The organism is Paenibacillus sp. 32352, assembly GCF_002042965.1.
GTDB classification, from domain to species: Bacteria; Bacillota; Bacilli; order Paenibacillales; family NBRC-103111; genus Paenibacillus_S; species Paenibacillus_S vulneris.
The window spans coordinates 120473-138900 of the sequence record NZ_MZNT01000018.1; the positions used below are offsets into that span (position 1 = coordinate 120473).

At 45.7% G+C, this 18428-nt stretch carries 19 protein-coding genes, 1 tRNA gene and 1 pseudogene; 16 read left to right on the forward strand and 5 right to left on the reverse strand.

Going from position 1 to position 18428, the window contains the following annotated elements:
- Positions 1-106: 106 nt before the first annotated feature.
- Positions 107-1819 (reverse strand): ABC transporter ATP-binding protein, encoded by a 1713-nt coding sequence (locus B1728_RS31710; RefSeq protein ID WP_079914431.1) that lies wholly within the window; start codon positions 1817-1819, stop codon positions 107-109.
- Between the two features lie 224 nt (positions 1820-2043).
- On the opposite strand from B1728_RS31710, the gene nikR reads away from it, so the two are divergent.
- The 3 genes from nikR to B1728_RS31725 all read left to right on the forward strand — a co-directional run bounded on the left by nikR (position 2044) and on the right by B1728_RS31725 (position 4706).
- Entirely contained in the window at positions 2044-2520 is a 477-nt protein-coding gene (nikR, locus tag B1728_RS31715) for a nickel-responsive transcriptional regulator NikR (protein ID WP_079914432.1), read from the forward strand.
- 68 nt (positions 2521-2588) lie between these two features.
- Complete coding sequence (locus B1728_RS31720) at positions 2589-2996, forward strand: DUF2203 domain-containing protein (RefSeq protein ID WP_079914433.1); 408 nt, start codon at positions 2589-2591, stop codon at positions 2994-2996.
- 33 nt (positions 2997-3029) lie between these two features.
- A complete protein-coding gene (locus B1728_RS31725; protein ID WP_079914434.1) occupies positions 3030-4706 on the forward strand; it encodes a copper resistance CopC/CopD family protein in 1677 nt (558 codons plus the stop codon).
- Between the two features lie 79 nt (positions 4707-4785).
- Here the strand turns inward: B1728_RS31725 and B1728_RS31730 are convergent, their stop codons facing one another.
- Positions 4786-5157 (reverse strand): winged helix-turn-helix transcriptional regulator, encoded by a 372-nt coding sequence (locus B1728_RS31730; protein ID WP_079914435.1) that lies wholly within the window; start codon positions 5155-5157, stop codon positions 4786-4788.
- Between the two features lie 215 nt (positions 5158-5372).
- On the opposite strand from B1728_RS31730, the gene B1728_RS31735 reads away from it, so the two are divergent.
- The gene (locus B1728_RS31735; RefSeq protein WP_079914436.1) at positions 5373-5732 is read left to right on the forward strand and encodes a DoxX family protein; all 360 of its coding nucleotides are present in this window, start codon (positions 5373-5375) and stop codon (positions 5730-5732) included.
- 81 nt (positions 5733-5813) lie between these two features.
- Here B1728_RS31735 and B1728_RS31740 read toward each other — a convergent pair whose 3' ends face one another.
- Positions 5814-6689, reverse strand: a complete 876-nt coding sequence (locus B1728_RS31740) for a DMT family transporter (protein WP_079914437.1) — start codon at positions 6687-6689, stop codon at positions 5814-5816.
- Between the two features lie 316 nt (positions 6690-7005).
- Between B1728_RS31740 and B1728_RS31745 the strand changes: the two genes are divergently transcribed.
- The 3 genes from B1728_RS31745 to B1728_RS31755 are packed head-to-tail and all read left to right on the forward strand — an operon-like array spanning position 7006 to position 10699.
- On the forward strand, positions 7006-8511 hold the full coding sequence (locus tag B1728_RS31745; protein ID WP_144028078.1) for a spore germination protein: 1506 nt from the start codon (positions 7006-7008) through the stop codon (positions 8509-8511).
- 6 nt (positions 8512-8517) lie between these two features.
- On the forward strand, positions 8518-9609 hold the full coding sequence (locus B1728_RS31750; protein ID WP_256865597.1) for a GerAB/ArcD/ProY family transporter: 1092 nt from the start codon (positions 8518-8520) through the stop codon (positions 9607-9609).
- Positions 9602-10699, forward strand: coding sequence for a Ger(x)C family spore germination protein (locus tag B1728_RS31755; RefSeq protein WP_079914438.1), 1098 nt, complete (start codon positions 9602-9604; stop codon positions 10697-10699). Before B1728_RS31750 ends, B1728_RS31755 begins: the two co-directional genes overlap by 8 nt.
- A gap of 74 nt (positions 10700-10773) precedes the next feature.
- Here B1728_RS31755 and B1728_RS31760 read toward each other — a convergent pair whose 3' ends face one another.
- Positions 10774-11694, reverse strand: a complete 921-nt coding sequence (locus B1728_RS31760) for an aldo/keto reductase (protein ID WP_079914439.1) — start codon at positions 11692-11694, stop codon at positions 10774-10776.
- Between the two features lie 157 nt (positions 11695-11851).
- Between B1728_RS31760 and B1728_RS31765 the strand changes: the two genes are divergently transcribed.
- From B1728_RS31765 to B1728_RS31790, 6 genes are all read left to right on the forward strand, one after another.
- Positions 11852-12295: a hypothetical protein gene (locus tag B1728_RS31765; protein ID WP_079914440.1), complete on the forward strand. Its 444-nt coding sequence runs from the start codon at positions 11852-11854 to the stop codon at positions 12293-12295.
- An 86-nt stretch (positions 12296-12381) separates the two neighbouring features.
- Entirely contained in the window at positions 12382-12909 is a 528-nt protein-coding gene (lepB, locus tag B1728_RS31770) for a signal peptidase I (protein WP_079914441.1), read from the forward strand.
- Between the two features lie 125 nt (positions 12910-13034).
- Positions 13035-13553, forward strand: coding sequence for a DUF402 domain-containing protein (locus B1728_RS31775; protein WP_079914442.1), 519 nt, complete (start codon positions 13035-13037; stop codon positions 13551-13553).
- A gap of 17 nt (positions 13554-13570) precedes the next feature.
- A complete protein-coding gene (locus B1728_RS31780) occupies positions 13571-14350 on the forward strand; it encodes a Cof-type HAD-IIB family hydrolase (protein WP_079914485.1) in 780 nt (259 codons plus the stop codon).
- Positions 14351-14493: 143 nt separating this feature from the next.
- Positions 14494-14564 (forward strand) — tRNA-Gly (locus tag B1728_RS31785).
- A 310-nt stretch (positions 14565-14874) separates the two neighbouring features.
- A complete protein-coding gene (locus tag B1728_RS31790) occupies positions 14875-15387 on the forward strand; it encodes a hypothetical protein (protein WP_079914443.1) in 513 nt (170 codons plus the stop codon).
- A 201-nt stretch (positions 15388-15588) separates the two neighbouring features.
- Here the strand turns inward: B1728_RS31790 and B1728_RS31795 are convergent, their stop codons facing one another.
- Positions 15589-15873 (reverse strand): DUF4183 domain-containing protein, encoded by a 285-nt coding sequence (locus B1728_RS31795; RefSeq protein WP_079914444.1) that lies wholly within the window; start codon positions 15871-15873, stop codon positions 15589-15591.
- A gap of 581 nt (positions 15874-16454) precedes the next feature.
- Here B1728_RS31795 and B1728_RS31800 point away from each other — a divergent pair.
- The 3 genes and pseudogenes from B1728_RS31800 to B1728_RS31810 all read left to right on the forward strand — a co-directional run bounded on the left by B1728_RS31800 (position 16455) and on the right by B1728_RS31810 (position 18403).
- A complete protein-coding gene (locus B1728_RS31800) occupies positions 16455-17066 on the forward strand; it encodes a DedA family protein (RefSeq protein WP_079914445.1) in 612 nt (203 codons plus the stop codon).
- 28 nt (positions 17067-17094) lie between these two features.
- Positions 17095-17661, forward strand: a complete 567-nt coding sequence (locus B1728_RS31805; protein WP_144028079.1) for a class I SAM-dependent methyltransferase — start codon at positions 17095-17097, stop codon at positions 17659-17661.
- Positions 17662-17719: 58 nt separating this feature from the next.
- A pseudogene (locus B1728_RS31810) lies at positions 17720-18403 on the forward strand (response regulator).
- Positions 18404-18428 lie beyond the last annotated feature (25 nt).

Below are 18428 nucleotides of genomic sequence, written 5' to 3' on the forward strand. Positions count from 1 at the left end.
GTGGCTGGAGGGGCATACCCCACCGGAGGATGATAGCACGGGTTCAAGTTTTACTGGTTTTTGAACACTCTCCCCGAGGCACTCGCTGCGGGACTTCTTTTCCCCCTCAACCGAATTGCGCCTGATGCAGCTTGGCATAGGCCCCTCCTACAGCCAGCAGCTCTTCGTGCCGGCCCTGCTCCGCAATCCCGTCCTCATTGACTACGATAATCCGGTCGGCATGTCGGATGGTCGCGAGCCTGTGGGCGATAACGAGAGTCGTGCGGTTCGCCGACAGCTCGGTAAGCGCCTGCTGGATCACGGCCTCGGTCTCGGTGTCGAGTGCAGAGGTCGCTTCGTCCAGGATCAGGATCGGCGGGTTCTTAAGGAACATCCGCGCAATGGCCAGACGCTGCTTTTGCCCGCCGGACAGCTTCACGCCCCTTTCCCCGATAGGGGTATCGAGCCCGAGCGGGAGCGAGGCGATGACCGACTCCAGATGCGCGCTGCGGGCGGCAGCCAGGATCTCTTCTTCGGTCGCGCCAAGCTTGCCGTAAGCAATATTGTCACGCAGCGTTCCCGAGAACAGGAAGACATCCTGCTGAACGATGCCGATCTGCGAACGCAGGGAACGCTGCGTCATCTGGCGGATATCGATGCCGTCGATGGAGATGCTGCCGCTCTCAATTTCATAGAAGCGGGGAAGGAGGCTGCACAAGGTCGTTTTTCCGGCTCCGGAGGGGCCGACAAAAGCGACGGTTTCACCCGCCCGAATGCGCAGGTTGATGTCCCGCAGCACATGCGCATGATTTTCGTAACCGAAGGTCACGCCCTTAAACTCAATGTCCCCGTTCAAATGCTTGACATTCACGGCATTCGGCGCATCGGCCACGTCCGGCTCCACATCCATAATTTCCAGGAACCTTTTGAACCCGGCCATACCTTTCGGGTACTGCTCCAGCAGCGCGGTTATTTTTTCAATCGGCTTGAAGAAGATATTTACGAATAGAAGGAAGCCGACCAGCTCTCCGTAAGACATGCCCCGGTAAATGACCAGCCAGGCTCCGCATAGAAGCACAAGCAGCGTAATCAGCCTCATGAGCAAGTACATCCCGGATGCGCTGTATGCGATAATCCAATAGGATTGCAGCTTGGCGAAGCGGTACTTCTTGTTGTTCTCCGAAAATTTCTTGATCTCATGCTGTTCATTCGTAAATGACTGCACAACGCGAATGCCGGCGACACTGTCCTCGACCTGGGCGTTCACGTCGGCAATGTTCGTATACATCTGATTGGCTGCCTTGACGAGCCTCCCGTTGCAGAGCACGATCAGCCATATCAATAAAGGAAGAGCTATGAAGGTAATGCAGGCCAGCTGCCAGTTTAAGTAAAGCATAATCGAGAAGGCGCCGATAAAGGTCATAACGGCAATGAACAAATCCTCAGGCCCGTGATGCGCTACTTCCCCGATCTCAAACAGGTCGTTCGTCATTCTGGACATCAAATGTCCGGTCTTATGGTTATCGAAAAAGCGAAACGATAATTTTTGCACATGCTGAAACAGCTTTTGACGCATATCAAATTCGATTTGAATTCCAAGCTTATGTCCCCAATAGGTGACGACAAACTGAAGGCCGCTGCTCAGCAAATACATGGCAAGCAAGCCGGCTCCCGCCCACAGTATCCAGGGCCAGTTGCGATCAGGCAGCAGACTGTCGACGATCCACTTGACTGCCAGCGGAAAGCTGAGCTCAAGAAGGGCCACGAACAGAGAGGCCGTAAAATCGACGGCGAACAGCTTCCAATGAGGCCGATAGAAGGCCATGAAACGGCGTATCACAAAAGATTCCTTCCTTTCTCCGCAATGTATTTACGTATTTTAATAGGGAAGAGGCTTGGTGACAAGAGAAGAGATGATCTTAATTATTTTTTCCACCGGCAAGAGTATGACATTACGGTGAAAAGTTTGGTTAGCCTCGTCCGAGTATGCTACATTAGAACATAAGAAGGCGGCTACGGAACGTCGCGGTGCCGCGAAATTTTCAAGGTTAGGGGAGAACGAGATTGAGTGAGAAGGATGCGCTTGTTCGATTCGGCATCTCCATGCCGCAATCCTTAATTGAGCAGTTCGATGCGCTGCTGGAGGAACAGGGATATGATAATCGGTCCGAGGCGATTAGGGATTTGGTGCGCAAAGCGCTGCTCGCGCCCTCCCAGATCAAACCCGATCAGATGGCGGCAGGAACGATCGTTATGGTGTACGACCACCATGTCAGCGATTTGCCGATCGTACTGACCGAGCTGCAGCATGAGTACCATCATGAGATCAACTCTACGATGCATATTCATTTGAACCATCAGCAATGCCTGGAAGTGATTGTGGTTCGAGGCGTCGTGAGCAAGCTGCGGGAGCTGCAGCAGCGCATTCAGGTGCTCAAAGGCGTGTTTTATGCAGAGCTGTCCGTAACCCATATGGATAGCCGTGGGGCCGACCGCTCCCATCATCATGATCATGCACACCCCCATTCCCATGGAGAATAAGTGCGATAGGCTTTTGAAGAGATAAATATGCGTAAGTGGTAAGGGATTCTTAGACGGGAGGTATACCAATGGGGAAAAAATATTACACGCTGGCTGAAGCCAACGCGATACTGCCGATTGTACAACAGGAGCTGGAGAAGCTGCAGGATATCAAACGGCGGTTTCGCGTGAAATATGAACAGCTGCATCAGCTAAAAATCTACCACCGTCAACAAGGTGTGATGGTCGAGGAAGATCCGTATTTTACATTGGAATGTGAAATGGAATTTATGCAGCTGGAAGGCAATGCTGTGCTTCAAAGCTTTGAACTAAAGGGCGTTCAGCTGAAGGATGTCGATACCGGACTTGTCGATTTTCCGGCATGGATCAACGGTGAGGAAGTGCTGCTGTGCTGGAGACAGGGAGAGCCGCGCGTCGAGCACTATCACGGGCTGTATGATGGTTTTGCGGGTAGAAAGAAGATTACGGGCGAGTAGCCTGTTCATAGGATCAAGGAGGACTTTCTCACAATGATCACCATAAAGACGGCCGGCACGCGTCGGCGGAGAATAATAAGCAGACAAGTCGGGTGGCTGGTGCCGCTTATTTGCTGTCTATGCTTTTTCTTTTATCCGGTTGTTTTGCCGAATCCGGTTTCGGCGCATGCCAGCCTTGTGGAGTCGGTACCGCCAGCCAATGCGGAACTGAATGAGCCGCCGGGCAGCATTACTCTCACTTTTAATGAAAGATTGGAAGACGGCATCTATTATGTGCGGGTTTATGATAGCAGCAAGAAGCAGGTGACCGCGAATAAAGCTCAATTGAATGCCAACCGGACTTCCGTTGAACTGCAGCTGCCCAAGCTCGGGCAAGGAAGCTATCTGGTCACTTATCATGTCATCTCAGCTGACGGACATCCCGTAGAAGGCACGTATTTATTTGCAGTAGGCCAAAGCTTGGGCAATCAGCCTGCGGAGGCGTTGCCATCGATGGAGCATATGCATTCCCATGGCTTGTCGACGCAGCTCGGATTTATGGAGATTCTTCAATATATATCCAGAATCCTATATTATGCATTGATGCTGCTGTTCACCGGCTGGGTCGTATGGCAGAGATTTTATGGCAGCCGCAGCGACAGTGTGTCATCGCTGCTTCAACAATGGAGCATGCAGCTGCAGCGCGGATATTTACTTGCCTTCTTGTTCTTTATGTTCACTCACGTGTTTGCACTTATCGGGGATGGCGGACCGGAAGCGTTCGCAGTCATTTTTACCAAAACGATTATCGGCTATATTTGGATAGCCTCTCTTGTAGTGTCCCTATTGGGCCTTGTCCTGCTGTACCGCCGTCTCTGGCTGGATTTGACCTGGGTAGCGCTTGTATGGCTGACCAAAGGTCTCAATGGCCATGCCGCCGCATTTCAGCCTCTGAAGCAGACCTTGCTGCTGGATATCATCCACTTGGCTGCTGCAGCTCTATGGGTAGGCGGTCTGCTGATGCTGATTGTCCTCTGGAGGCACAGCAAGGAAGAAGGCTTGCGGTTCTTCCCGCGGTTTTCCTCCACTGCGCTGGCTTCCATTGTCCTGCTGGTATTGTCGGGAATATTGTCCGTTCTGATCTTTTTGCCGAATGTCGAATATATTGTGGAGACCCAATGGGGCAAGCTTCTGCTCGCCAAATGTGCTCTGGTGCTCCTGGTTATTTGTACGGCGGCATGGCTTCGCTGGGCATACAGGAAGCGCGGCGAGGGCAGGATCGCAGCATTGCTTAAAGCGGATGCTGTACTGGCGCTTCTCATCGTGTTCATTGTCGGCGTGTTCACTTATTTGACGCCGCTGCCTGCGAACGAGCCGCTGAATTGGCATGTGATGGGAGACAAGATCCACATGACCACGCAGATCACGCCTAACGTGCCGGGAGTGAATGATTTCACGGTGAAGGTGTGGCTGCCGGAATCGTTAGGCAAGCCAAAGCAAATGATCTTGAAGCTCCACGATGCCAGTGCCAAAGATATAGCTCCTATCGAGGTTCCTGTCCAATATACCGAGGATGCCAGCGTGGAGGACAGCTTTGGGGGATTGAAGAAGCATACGTATAAGGCCAAAGGTGCTTACCTGCCTTATCCAGGCTATTGGGACATCGAGGTTCGGGTTATGGACAGCAATGATGACGAAACGGTCTACAACAAACAAATCCGTTTATTTTAATTCGAAAAGAATACTTATGTAACAACGAGCCCGGCGTGAATGCCGGGTTTTCTTTGGATTTATTTATCTATTTATCTTTTTATTTATCTATTGCATCATTGGTTTGCGGTTCCATTGAATGGTTCGTTCCGTATAATTCATTTAAATGCTCCACATGAGCTACTCCCCAATCATTTAACGCCTGCAAAATGGTTGCCATCCCTTTACCGTATTCTGTGATGGAGTATTCTACCTTGGGGGGAACTTGGTGATATATCTCACGATGAACAATATCGTGATATTCCAACTCCCGTAATTGTTGGGTCAGCATTTTTTTGGTGATATCCGGTATCGATTTTTGAAGCTCGCTAAATCTCATAGTTCCGTTTGAAAAAAGGCGAAGCAGAATAACTGGCTTCCATTTCCCGACAAGAATCTCCAACGCCGTCTCGAATTTACAAAAGGTAGACATGAATATTACTCCCCATTCCTTTACCCGCCTTAGGTTTCTTTTTGTATACTACGTTTATTTTAAGTAACTACTTCCTTAAGCGATTCCTATGGATTATTATGCATCTAGAGCTCAATAGACACAAGAGGAGAGATGTTGAAGAAAAAACAGTATGGATTCTCGTTAATCAGGCTGGGATATCAATATAAGAAAGTGATAGGGAGTGGGCGTCATCTATGAATGTCGGTTTATGGATCGTACAAGGGATATTGGCATTGGGATTTATTTATTCCGGTTGGTTGAAGGCGTTTCAGTATGAAGCAGCAAAAACGTCCTGGACATGGGTGAGTGATGTTCCCCAAAATCTCGTTTTCTTTATTGGTTTAGTGGAATTGCTTGGAGTAATAGGGTTAATTTTGCCTCAAGCTTTCAAAATCGTCCCTGTTTTGACACCGATTGCTGCGGCCGGACTTGCTGTAATCGTTCTTTTGGGTGCAGTATTCCATATTATGCGCGGCGAATATGGGGAAATTGTCGTGAACTTCATTTTCTTAGCGCTTGCCCTATTTGTTGCGATTGGGCGTTTAAAGTATTGAGCTGCTGTATCCTATTAGCGTAATGATTCTCGGTTAAACAAAACCAAACCCCTTCAGCCTAAAGGAAGGGGTTTTTGAATGCTATTTTTTCTCTTTAATAACCAATAAAACGCCGATGAGAATGAAGAAGGAACCAATCCAAAACGTTACGCCTATGCTCTCCCCTAAAATAAGCCATCCAAGGAATGTGCCGACCACGGGCTGAAAGAAGAAAAACAGCCCGCCGTTGGAGGCGTTAAGCATTTGTAATCCACGATTCCAGAGCAGAAATCCGCCTGCTGTTGAGATAACACCCAAATACAAGACTCCTCCCCAAATACTAGGATTCGTCAGTTGAGAGAAGTTAATTGCTTGTAAACGTGGCAATACAAAAGGGGTCAGCACAATTAGGGATACGAAGATGGAATAGGTAGTCACCACAGTTTGTGAATAACTATTCGGAACACGCTTGACAAGCACAGACATCAATGCCCATGTTAATGCAGCTATGAGAAGCCAAATACCGCCAAGTTTATTGGAAAGGTTCACTTGTCCTACTCCAACTATGAGTAAAACCCCAATGGTTGCTAGACCAATAGAGAGTCCCTTTTTTAAAGTAAACCGCTCTTTAAGGAGCAGGAGAGCAAAAATCACCATAAATGCTGGTGTTGAGGAAGTTATAATGGCTCCCAATTGTGCTGAGGACAGCATGGTACCTGTTTCCTGAGCAACTATCGAAATGGTATTCCCAATAACCCCAATAGCTATGATGATTAAAAAATGATGCTTATGAATTCGCCAGTTTTGCCGTGTCGTCAAGCCGATCATGAGCAGTGCCAGAATTGCCACTACATATCGCATCCACACCAGCTCGAGTGGGGGGATGACCGCAACTACAATTTTAACTACAACGTACATGCCGCCCCAAATACTGGCAGCTAAAGCTAAATAAACAGAACCTAATAAGGTATTTTTCATTTTTCGTTCCCTCCGTTTTTAGTTAAGGTCATCAGGCCCCTAACGGAGAGAATGCAGTCACCTTCACTCCACTAAGGGCGCGGAAGTGCTGCTGGTACATCATTTTCAAATAGTGGAGAATAATACATTTGGATTCACCTCTAGTCCCAATCTAACTGTAATAGATAAGAAGTATAGTAACAAAATATCGACCTTCTGAACAGACAAACAGCATTTAGTAAATCCTAGCTGGATGCAGCAGCATCCAATACATCCTTATTTCCCCTTTCCATGAGTAATTCCAAGAAAATGCTGCAAAATACAGAAGAAGCACAAAATGAATTTGGGGTGGCATATGAACATCATCCATCGACTGTTTCATTGGACGCTTAAAAAATCCGGTCAAGCTGAACCCCATACCAACAAGGAAGAACATAACGACATGCCTTCCCTGAATCAAACGCTGAACGAATTCAGGGATTGTGCCGATTTAGTACATCGTTCGTATGCAGATATCGGCATAGATTTGTTATATTTTGGCCCCTTGGTCAACAGCGATACCCTCCTAGGGGACGTGGTGAATTCGTTACTAGGATTGCAAAAGGAGCAAGTGGCCCGGTATCTGCAGCAGTCCCAATTTCACCTGGCTTCGAATATGAAGGATGTGGTTAAAGGGATTTTGGCGGGTCAGGCAGCGATCTTTTTCCAAGAACAAGCCTATCTCGCGGACGTATACGGGCCTCCTTCCCGTTCTGTATCGATATCGGAAACGGAGACCGTCATTACCGGTCCTCATGATGCGTTTACGGAAGAAGCGGGAGTGAATCTTTCCTTAATTCGCCGAAGGGTCAAGAGCTCTCATCTGAAGGTGATTAAACTATCAGTAGGCGAGGTCACCAAAACGGATGTGTACCTCTTATATATCCAAGATATTGCCAATGAGGCTTATGTGGAGGAGGCCATCCTCAGGATCAGAAACATTGAAATCGACGAGGTTTTCGATACGAATATGCTTATTCAATATATTGACGATAGTCCCTATTCCATCTTTCCTCAGTTTCATACCTCCGAACGACCGGATGCTATCGCTTCCAAGCTGGTCGCAGGCCGTATTGTCGGAATTACGGACGGCAGCCCTTCCGCTTTCAGCGCGCCGACCTCATTTTTTGAGTTTTTTTCCTCGTCGGATGATTATTACCAACGATGGCTGATCGGCACGGCGACACGCCTGTTAAGGCTATTGGCTTTCGGAATTACCATTATCTTCACAGCTCTGTATGTTTCGATAACAACTTACCATTATGAAATGATACCTGAGAATCTGCTCATTACGATAGCCGAATCGCGAAGTAGAGTCCCATTTCCACCTGTATATGAGGCTTTCCTAATGGAAATTACGATTGAGCTTCTGAGGGAGGCAGGCGCGAGGCTGCCGACGAAGATAGGTCAAACCATCGGTATCGTTGGAGGTATTGTTATTGGGCAAGCTGCCGTACAAGCGGGGCTTACAAGCAATATATTAATTATTGCCGTGGCTTCCTCTGCCATCTCCTCATTCGTTATCCCAAGCTATGTTATGAGCGCTTCTATCCGACTTCTTCGTTTCGGGTTAATTTTGCTGGCGGGCTTGGCGGGCAATTTCGGTCTGGCGGTAGGAATTGCAGCGATAGTCGTTCATATGAGCGGAATCACAAGTCTCGGGACGTCTTACCTAACCCCTGTAGCTCCATCTCAAATGAAGGATTGGAAGGATATGTTTATCAGGGCCCCTTTCAATTTACTGACCGCCCGGCCAACGCAGAGCAATACGCCCAATAAGGTGAGAAATAAAATGAGGAGATAACGCCAGTTGAGAATTCAAGAGAAACTATCCTACTTTCACGCTTCCATCCTTATTTTTATGATTCAAACCGGAGTCGTGCTGTTCAGCCTTCCTCAGCTATTGGCCCAGCAATTTGGCACCAACGGATGGATAATGCTGTTTTTCTTCGGGGCAATTGCGCAAGCCAATATTTATTTAATATCGCTTGTGTACCGTCTTGGCCAAGGCAGGTCTCTGTTTGAAATCGTAGAACAGTCGGTTCCTAAATTCATTCTATACCCTCTTTATGTAGCTTTGGTGAGCATATGGGCGTTGTTAGGCTGTTTGGTTACCAAAGAATATGTGCTTATTTTCCAAATGGTTGCTTTCCCTACGACAAGTCCGATGGTTTTCAAGCTTATTGTCGATATTCTTGTCTACGGTTTATTGATTAAGGGCATATACAATATTTCCAAAGCCGCAACCGTCTTCTTTTGGCTCGTCGTATGGATGAATCTTTTGATCTTTTTTTTATACGAGGAATTTAACTGGTCAAGACTGACTCCCTTCTTTTTGCAGGGGGGAGATAATACGGTCAAGGGATATTTTCAGGTATATTCTGCGTTTCTCGGGTACGAGCTTAGCCTTCTTCTCTTCCCCTATTCCGATAAAAAAACGAAGCTGATGAAAGCCGCCACATGGGGAAATATGATCTTGTGCGTAACTTACGCTTACCTTTGCTTGATCGTCTTCGGTTTTCTTGGTGCGGAACAGTTGAAAGTGATGCTGTTTCCCGTTCTGGATATTTTGGCCTACATTAAATTCCCGTTTGTGGAACGTATAGAAAATTTGTTTTACGGTTTCTTCTTATTCACGGTAATGATCACCACCGTTATGTATACCTGGTCAGCTAATGAAGTAGGCATAAGGTTGATCCCTAAAATGAAGGAGAACGTCATGGGATTTCTGATTGTTGGCCTTGTTTATCTCGTATCCTTTATCCCGGATATATTAAGTAAAGTCCAGCATTGGTTAAACGTGCTGTCTATGATTGAAATGGGCATCGCTTTTGGATTGCCTATCTTGGCCATCTTCATACTGCTCTTGCAGAAATCAAAGGGAGAATTGCCGGATGGATAAAACAAGATGGATGGCAGGCCTGCTTCTTCTAATTTTTCTTACCGGCTGCGGGGACCAGCGTGTATTGGAAAGAGTGGGGTTTATTCAGACCACGACATATGATCTGATGCCGGACGGCACCTACAAAATTGTTATCGCTCTCCCTAAGGTGGATCCCGAATCGAAGGTATCCCGCGATATTCTTGCTACTGTCGCACATAGCGTCAAGGAAGCCAAGATTAACCTTTCCAAAAAAAGCAGTCTGATGTTAGTCAACGGGCAAATACGGAATGTTCTATTTGGTTTGGCGGTTGCCAAGAAAGGATTAGACAATCACTTTGATACGTTGGCTCGAGATCCGTCCATTTCCCCTCATATGAAAATAACGCTGGTAGATGGAAGTGCGGGCGCCATCATGGAGAAAACCTATTCGCATCACAAAAACACAGGGAAATATATCGATCATTTACTGGAAAAGGAATCAAAACAGCACGCAGTGCCAAAAGTCACTTTATACAGCTTTTTGAGAGATTACTATGATGATGGTATTGATCCGGTTGCCCCTGTCATTAAGGATATCGGGGAAGGGATAACTATCGATGCCGTTGGATTGTTCCGGGATAACAAGTATATCGATAAGATCAGCTCGAAGGAAACGATGATTCTCGCAGTTCTAAGGGACTCGTTCAAAAGAGGGAATATCGCTATTCCTTTGGACAAGAATAATCCGTCGGAAGTGGCCATGTTCAATTCTTTGATCAGCCGGAGGAAAGTAAACATTATACAAAATAGCGAAGGGAAGCCCGCCGCTCGCATCCTTGTTCGTATCAAAGGAACCGTGTTGGAATATACGGGTGATTTAAAGCTAGGGGAAGACAAGGATAGGCGGGAGCTGGAGAAGAAGATATCGGCCCTTCTTACGGCTCAAGGTAACCAAATGATTCGGTTCATGCAGAGCAAAAAAGTCGATAGCCTGGGAATTGGAACCTACGTTAGAAATCAAATGAGCTATAGCGGATGGAAAAAGATGGACTGGCACGAGGAATATTCGAAAATGGATATACAGTGCAGGATTCAAATGGAGATAAAAAATTACGGGAAGATCAAATAGAAAGCCTGCGGCTGGAGTCACCTCGGTGAAACAACGAGACGCAGGCTGTTGAAGCAAGGTGGGAAAAGGTCGCTTTATTCTTTCCAGCTTTGCTTGTGCAAGTCGGACACGTACTGAGCAGCTGCCGCGTTGGAAATGACCTGCTCCGGACTTTTGCAGCCGGGAATAACGGCCGTCACCGCAGGATGCTTCAAGCACCAGGCCAGCGCCCAAGTGGCCATATCCATTCCGGCGGGTACCTCATGCTCACGGATGCGTTCCACTTCCTCCAAACGGCGGATGGTTTGTTCACGGTCATGGCGGTTGCGGACGTCGTTATCCGGGAATACGGCACCCGGTTTGTACTTGCCGCTCAAATAACCGCTTGCCAACGGCACGCGCGCCAATACGCCCAAATCCTGTTCTTCGCAGGAAGGGAATACGCGTTCTTCGGGCTTGCGGTCCAACCGATTGTAAACGACCTGAATCGTTTGAGAATGAACCTTGGTCGATGCCGCAGTCTGGTGCAGATTATCGTTGCTTGCGATCGAGGTACCCAGATGACGGATTTTGCCTGCTTGTACCTGCTTGTCCAGTAAGGTCCACAGATCGTCTTGGTCGAAAGCCTCATCCGTTCCCGAGTGGAACTGGTATAAGTCGATATAGTCCGTCTTGAGCGCCCGTAGTGATGCTTCCAGCTGCTCCAGCACTTCCTTCGGAGACCAGTGCTGCGTACGCTCCTGGTGGCCGTGAAAATGATGGCCGAATTTGGTAGCGATGATCCAGTCCTCGCGGCGGTTGCGGGCTACATAATCTCCAATAAGCGATTCGGAAGTATGATCACCATAGCATTCGGCCGTATCGATCAAGTTAATGCCGGAAGCTTTGGCCTGGTCCAGAATGGCGTCCGCTTCGTCTTGCGTAAATGCCTTGCCCCATTCTCCTCCGAATTGCCAAGTTCCTACTCCAATGACGGATACCTTCAAATTGGTTTTGCCTAATCTGCGGTATTTCATGCGGATCCCTCCCTAATATGGATGACTCTCTTTTATTTAACGACAACGGAGCGAAGAAGTCAAAAAGCGGCGCAGCTTGAAAATACCTTTTTAAATCGCATAAAATAATGCCAGCAGATACAAATTAACACTAAAGCAAGTTAGGAGGACAATCCGTATGACTCGCAAAAGATTCGCACTATCAACACTATCCTTATTAATAGCGGTAACGGCTTTAACGGCGTGCAACAAAAACACCGCAAATCCGAACGATCCTGGAACGAAGCCGGCGACACTGCAAGGAGAATCGGAGCATTGGAGGGTGAAGGTTAATTATACGGCCAAAGGCTCCAAGCTAGAAGAAAGCGTTACGGTCGAATATAAAATTGATGAAGAGATAAGTGATGCTGCTCTAGCTGTCATTCATGCAGACGGTACCTCTCTAGTGAACGCTATAACGGAGCCTTCCTTGGCAAAACCGGGACAGCCGATTACGCTGGATAAAAAAGGGGAAGTCACAACATGGACAGGAACAGATCAGGCTCAGGTGGAGTGGAAGGTTGGAGAACAAAGAACAAAGGAATATATAACGTTAAAGAATAAAACATCCGCTACCCCATAATCACACAAAAATTTATGTTAAATTAATCTTTCTTTTGCCAATATGTTGTAGAATGGACAAATGAAACGGCAAAAGGAGCTGAAATAATGCAACGGGTGAAACGATGGATCAAGGAATGGGTTCCAACGTTGGCAATCGCTGTGATTGTCAGCTTTACCTTTAATACGTATGTTGCGCAAGGGATGAAGGTACCGACCGGCTCGATGCTGCCTACCATTCAGCTGGACGATAAAATACTGGTGGAAAAAATGGTCAAGCTGACTGACTTTCAATTCGGCGATATCGTCGTGTTCTATCCCCCGCTGCCTGATCAAGCTGATCAACGCTTTGTAAAAAGGCTAATAGGTCTTCCAGGCGATACGATAGAGATTAAGGACGGAGCCTTGATTCGCAACGGGCAAAAAGTAGATGAGCCTTATTTGAAGGAGAAAATGAATTACACCTACGGACCGATTACGGTGCCCGAGAATAAATACTTTTTCCTCGGAGATAACCGCAACGAGAGTCTCGATTCCCATTTATGGGCTACGACCCCTTTTGTAGATAAGGATAAGCTGATAGGCAAAGTAATGTTCCGTTATTTTCCATTCAATCATATCGGGACCTTGGACTGATTCGATCTGATGCCAACTTATGAAAATACCTTCTATCCCTATGGGGAGGAGGTATTTTTTGGTATAATCATCTTTATATTGAACTGCAGGACGGTTTTTGTAACTAGATAAGGGAGTGGAGCCGTTTGGACAAGGAGTACATTACGATTCAGTCGAGGAAATACGGGAACCGTCTCCATTATGAATGGAAAACAAGGCCGCTCGAAAAGACGGACAAGCATATCTTCGTACTGAGCGAGCCGGGCCGTGAACTGCATCATTACACCAGAGGCAAAATCTTTATTTGTCAGCATTGGACGATTGAATATTTCTCCTTTGCCTCCTGGTTTACCGTGAGTGCCGATGTAGTGGACGGATCTATCACGCAGTATTATTGTAACATCAACCAACCCGCCACATGGGACGGGAATACGGTAACTTATGTCGATCTGGACCTGGATTATGTCCGAAGGAACAACGTTTGGAAGGTCATCGATGAAGATGAGTTTGCGAGTAATGCGGTGGAGCTTTCCTATCCTCCCGAGCTGGTTGAGAGAGCGAAGCAGGAATTAGAGAGCCTTCAGCAGCGCGTAGCGAATGGGCAGTTCCCTTTTGACGGGACGATAGAAAAATATGTTCAGGCGATCCCGAAGGGAACGCAGTGATGGGGGGAGATAAGCGGATGAAGGTTTCCGCGGTCGTTTTGGATTTGGACGGGACCTATCTGGATTCCCGCAAACAGGTGAGCGAGCGTAATCTGAAAGCAGTTCTAGCCTGCCACGAGCAGGGCATACCGATCCTCATCGCAACCGCACGTCCTCCGAGGTCCGTTCAAGATTTGCTTCCGGAACCCATACGGAATATCGGAGTTATTATTTATTATAACGGGGCGCTTATCATTAACGAGGCCTTGAACCTAAGAGAGCATTATCCGATAAACCCGGCGATTAGTAAAGAATTGATGGATTATATTTTTTCGCATGAGAGCGATCCTTATCTTTCGGTTGAGGCGGAGGACAGCTGGTTTAGCAGCAGGGAGCTGGACTATATGGAAATGATGCATATTAACCATAAGCCGCGCGTTGTATCGTTAGAGGAAATGCAGCTATTGTCGCCTTCCAAAATTTTGATAAGCCACTATGACGATGTGCAGCCATTAATAGATCGTTTCGGACATAAGGTGAATCTGGTGGTCACCGATTCCGGGACATTGATTCAAATCTCATCGAAAGAAGCCTCCAAGGAAAACGCGGTCTCGCGGATATGCGAACGCTTGGGTGTTCCAATGGAGGAAGTCATGGTATTTGGAGATGACTTTAATGATGCAGGCTTATTCCAGCGCTGCGGCTATGCCATTGCCATGGGAAACGCCATCAAGGAGTTAAAGGACATGGCCTATGAGGTTACGGAAACCAATGATAACGATGGGGTTGCCGTTGTGTTGGAGCGGTTATGCAAATGAGCAGGAATGTAGTAGGTGCCTGCGTGTAAGGGAAACTTGCGACGCTGGCAGCATACGGCTTGGCTAAACGCGGGTAGTTGTAAACGTTATCTAGACAGGATGCCAATAACTGTATATAATATAGAAGAGTTATTTCATCCCGCGCGGGTGTAGTTCAATGGCAGAACTCCAGCTTCCCAAGCTGGTGGCGTGGGTTCGATTCCCATCACCCGCTTAATAAGGATTTTTCACGCATTTTGTTTAGTGGTCAAGTGAAAACCGCATTTCAACGACCAACACACTAACCTTGTGACACACAAAATCACTTGGGAGGTGTGTTTTTATTTATGCTTATTAAGTTTACTATCGTAGTGGAAATCAGAGATTAGCAAGTAGGCTTCCTAAATCGTTAAAGAACGCATATCAAGAATCTTGTGATATAAATGAGCAACTGACTTCGCTTCTAGATGTTCTTGAAATCAAACAAAAAGAACTTAGCTAGGTAATAGAACTTGATAGGACGTTATGAAAGAGTGAACCCAAAGATGATTGATTTTCTAAGAAATAAGGCAGTTAAAGCATACAACGAAATTATTGATATAGCAGAACAACCAAATCTGCTGTTCTCTAATGACAAAAGTCAGTACAATGCTGAAGCTAGTTATAATCTTTACACCATTCAAAAGTTGAATAAATTAATTAAGAAAAGCAGTATTTCTATTGGGGAGATGGAAAAGGTATTTATTTTTATTGAAGCGTCTTGGTCTACATATTTGAAAAAACATTATAGAGATAGATCATTCATTTTTTACATTTGGGGAGATTACCAGATGCCCGCTATTAAGCTGTCAGTTGTTTCCTTCTATGAAGGTTTTGAATTACCCTTTGGATGTATCTTGAACAAGGTAAGTGATATGCAGGACGTACTGTTTCAATACAAAGAAAAAGCATATTTTGATGGTATTACTATTATTGAAATGGACGAATCGATCTTAAATGAAGAAGAATTGGAAAATGATTATATACTAACCGTATACTCAAAAATCATTAGATGTTAGATTTTACCGATTAATGATAATGAATTTAATAGCTACTTTAAGAATCTTTTGAATCACAATTGAGGCTCATAAAGATGCAGTATTCAAAAGGGGCAATCCTTTGACATTAGATGGTGAACTTGTTCAAGCATTCCGCCATACTCACTTATTAAAGGAATCAGCCCTTTCTGTCAATTGACTGAAAAGGCTGATTGAAAGAGATTAAGTTACAACAAACTCTACAGTAATTGGATTTCCGGGATCCAGAACGTCCCCTCCAGGGATGGTGATAGCGGTGGTTGTTACAGTGGAAGTATCGGCTGTTTGGATCATACCATTGATGTATAGATTATAGTAAGAATATAATCCAGGAAAAGCAGTTGCTGCAACACCAGCGTCTGTTGTAAAAGCAGTAGCAGCGATAGCAAAAGTCGCGCCTGTTCCTGTTCCGAGTCCTGCAGTTGAATTAAAACGTCTAGAATTGATATATGGTGTAGTTATTGGCATCATTTTCACCCCCTTGTCTTATTTCAATAAATGCGGGGAAGTCATTTTATGGAAGGGCAAATCAAGTGCTAAATAAAACCAAATTGTGGAAAATAAATAAAAATGAACACGTGCAAGGCATGATCACTGAAAGTGGACTCATGTACAGGTAAGGTTCACATTCAGCGGCATGGGGAAACAACGAAGGTACCGTTTATGGATATAATGAAAGTGGAAAGCCCCGGAGAATGATCCGGGGCTTTTTTTATGGGGACAATTTGGGGACAGATTAATGGTTTAAACTCTTGTGCCGTAAGGTTTTTTTCTTTGCATATTTTTCGGTACACAGATGACGACTTTCGGTTTATGGGGCCAATCATGGGGCGAATGCTCACCTCTAGGGTTGAGATCCTCAAAACGGGAGTGTGAACCAAACCCCCAGGCCTGATTAGCTAAGCTATGAGCTAATCAGGCCTTTCCTGTATTCTGCGTGACCAAAGGCTGCTTTTGCTTCCTTCAGAATTTCTTTAGAAATATCCCCATAAGCTCCTAAGATTTTTACATTAACATACTCTTATCGACATCAACGAGGAGGTTAGAGAGTGATTAGCGATATCATCATACAGTTAGTCGGACACTATGGATATCTGATTTTTTTCCTAGCCTTCTGCCTAGGTCCATTCGGGATCCCTGTTCCTAATGAAATAACCATACTAACAGGCGGCATTTTGAGTAACAATGGGGCTTTAAACCCGTGGATTGTATATATGGCTATCTTCGCAGGCTTATTTACAGCCATTACATTTGCTTATTTTGCGGGCAGAATCTTTGGGGAAAAATGTAAAAGCAAGCTCCAAAACAGCAGACATTTCCAGAAAGCAGAAACCCTTTTTAAACAACATGGAGATATTGCAATGTGTCTGGGTTTATTCATTCCTATCGTACGGTATATTCTGCCTATATTTGCTGGTTTTAGCGGTGTCTCGTACAAAAAGTTTGCTTTGATATCCTATCCAAGCGCTTTGGCTTGGACCGCGGTATTTTTCGCTTTCGGCAAGTTCTTTGGAAGCCACATATTGAATTTGCTGGCTTTATTTGATCTTAAATCGGCTGCGGTTGGTTTGATGATAGCTGTCGGCGCCTTAATCATAACCAAGCTATTAAGGTTAAAAGCTTCAAACCGATCTTTCTTGCATGAGCTTTTCAACAAATGAAGTAAATAAAGAAACAGGAGGGAATCATTTGAATTCGAATCAGAATCTAACGTTCTTGCTGCGGTTTATCCAAAATCCAAAACGAGTGGGGAGTGTTATTCCCAGTTCTCGATTTTTAGCGGGAAAAATGGTTCAATCTGTGCCGTGGGATCGTGTATCCGCAATAGCTGAGCTAGGCTCCGGTACAGGAGCCATCACACGATTTATCAAACCAAGGGTTAATGATGCTGCTAAGGTGTTATTGTTTGAAATGGACGATAGGATGAAGAGAGACTTGCAAACAAACTATCCCCATTTTTCATGTTATTCAAACGCCTGCCATTTAAATAAAATAATGAGTCAACATGGTATTCATCAATTGGATTGCGTGATTAGCGGGCTACCCTTTTTTAATTTTAAGTGCGATCTCAGAGAAACGTTACTTCATCAAATTACCGAAGCATTAAAACCGGGAGGCTACTTTATCGCCTTTCAATACTCTTTACAGATGAAGAAACATTTATCCGAGAAATTCATCATTGAAAAAATCGATTTTGTGCCCCTTAACTTTCCTCCAGCCTTTGTTTATATATGCCGTAAAAAGGAGGAGATTTAATGCTGACTTGATCATCTTCGTATTCGTTTCTTAAAAATAGGAATAGGGGCAAAGCAGGATGATTACAGTACTTATTGTCGATGACGACCCCGAAATTCGGGATGTTATTCACGTATATTTACGAAATGAAGGATATCGTGTTCTAGAAGCTGCAGACGGTCTGGAAGCACTGGATCTATTAAAGTCAAACCTCATCCATCTGGTTATCTTAGATGTAATGATGCCCCGAATGGACGGGATTAAAGCTTGTATCAAAATTAGGGAAACTTCAACGCTTCCTATTATCATGCTCTCAGCAAAGGAAGAGGATATTGATAAAATTACTGGTCTTACGACCGGTGCCGACGATTACGTTACGAAGCCTTTTAATCCATTAGAATTACTGGCCCGGGTCAAAGCCTAGCTAAGAAGGCAGACGTTTGCGGAGAAAGGAACAAACGATTCCCTAATCCGCATCCGAGACCTCGTGATCGACAAGGCCAAACATTCCGTAACATTGAAAGGAAAAGAAATTTCGCTGACGCCGTTAGAGTTTACCATATTAGAATTACTCGCAAGCCATCCAGGGCAAGTATTTAGCGCGGATAAAATTTACGAAAGCTCATGGAAGGAGCCTTCCGGATATTCAGAAAATACGGTGATGGTTCACATTCGGAATATTCGCGAAAAAATAGAGGATACCCCAAGAGAGCCGCGATATATTAAAACCGTTTGGGGAGTCGGGTACAAAATGGAAAAATAAACAGGTCCGGTCTGAAAGGGGGCCA

Coding starts and splice junctions, on each gene's coding strand:
- B1728_RS31760 (WP_079914439.1), bottom strand. CDS start 11,694: ATGAAATACCGCAGATTAGGCAAAACCAATTTGAAGGTATCCGTCATT.
- B1728_RS31780 (WP_079914485.1), top strand. CDS start 13,571: ATGAAGGTTTCCGCGGTCGTTTTGGATTTGGACGGGACCTATCTGGAT.
- B1728_RS31765 (WP_079914440.1), top strand. CDS start 11,852: ATGACTCGCAAAAGATTCGCACTATCAACACTATCCTTATTAATAGCG.
- B1728_RS31720 (WP_079914433.1), top strand. CDS start 2,589: ATGGGGAAAAAATATTACACGCTGGCTGAAGCCAACGCGATACTGCCG.
- B1728_RS31745 (WP_144028078.1), top strand. CDS start 7,006: ATGAATTTGGGGTGGCATATGAACATCATCCATCGACTGTTTCATTGG.
- B1728_RS31790 (WP_079914443.1), top strand. CDS start 14,875: ATGATTGATTTTCTAAGAAATAAGGCAGTTAAAGCATACAACGAAATT.
- lepB (WP_079914441.1), top strand. CDS start 12,382: ATGCAACGGGTGAAACGATGGATCAAGGAATGGGTTCCAACGTTGGCA.
- B1728_RS31740 (WP_079914437.1), bottom strand. CDS start 6,689: ATGAAAAATACCTTATTAGGTTCTGTTTATTTAGCTTTAGCTGCCAGT.
- B1728_RS31730 (WP_079914435.1), bottom strand. CDS start 5,157: ATGTCTACCTTTTGTAAATTCGAGACGGCGTTGGAGATTCTTGTCGGG.
- B1728_RS31725 (WP_079914434.1), top strand. CDS start 3,030: ATGATCACCATAAAGACGGCCGGCACGCGTCGGCGGAGAATAATAAGC.
- B1728_RS31755 (WP_079914438.1), top strand. CDS start 9,602: ATGGATAAAACAAGATGGATGGCAGGCCTGCTTCTTCTAATTTTTCTT.
- B1728_RS31795 (WP_079914444.1), bottom strand. CDS start 15,873: ATGCCAATAACTACACCATATATCAATTCTAGACGTTTTAATTCAACT.
- B1728_RS31735 (WP_079914436.1), top strand. CDS start 5,373: ATGAATGTCGGTTTATGGATCGTACAAGGGATATTGGCATTGGGATTT.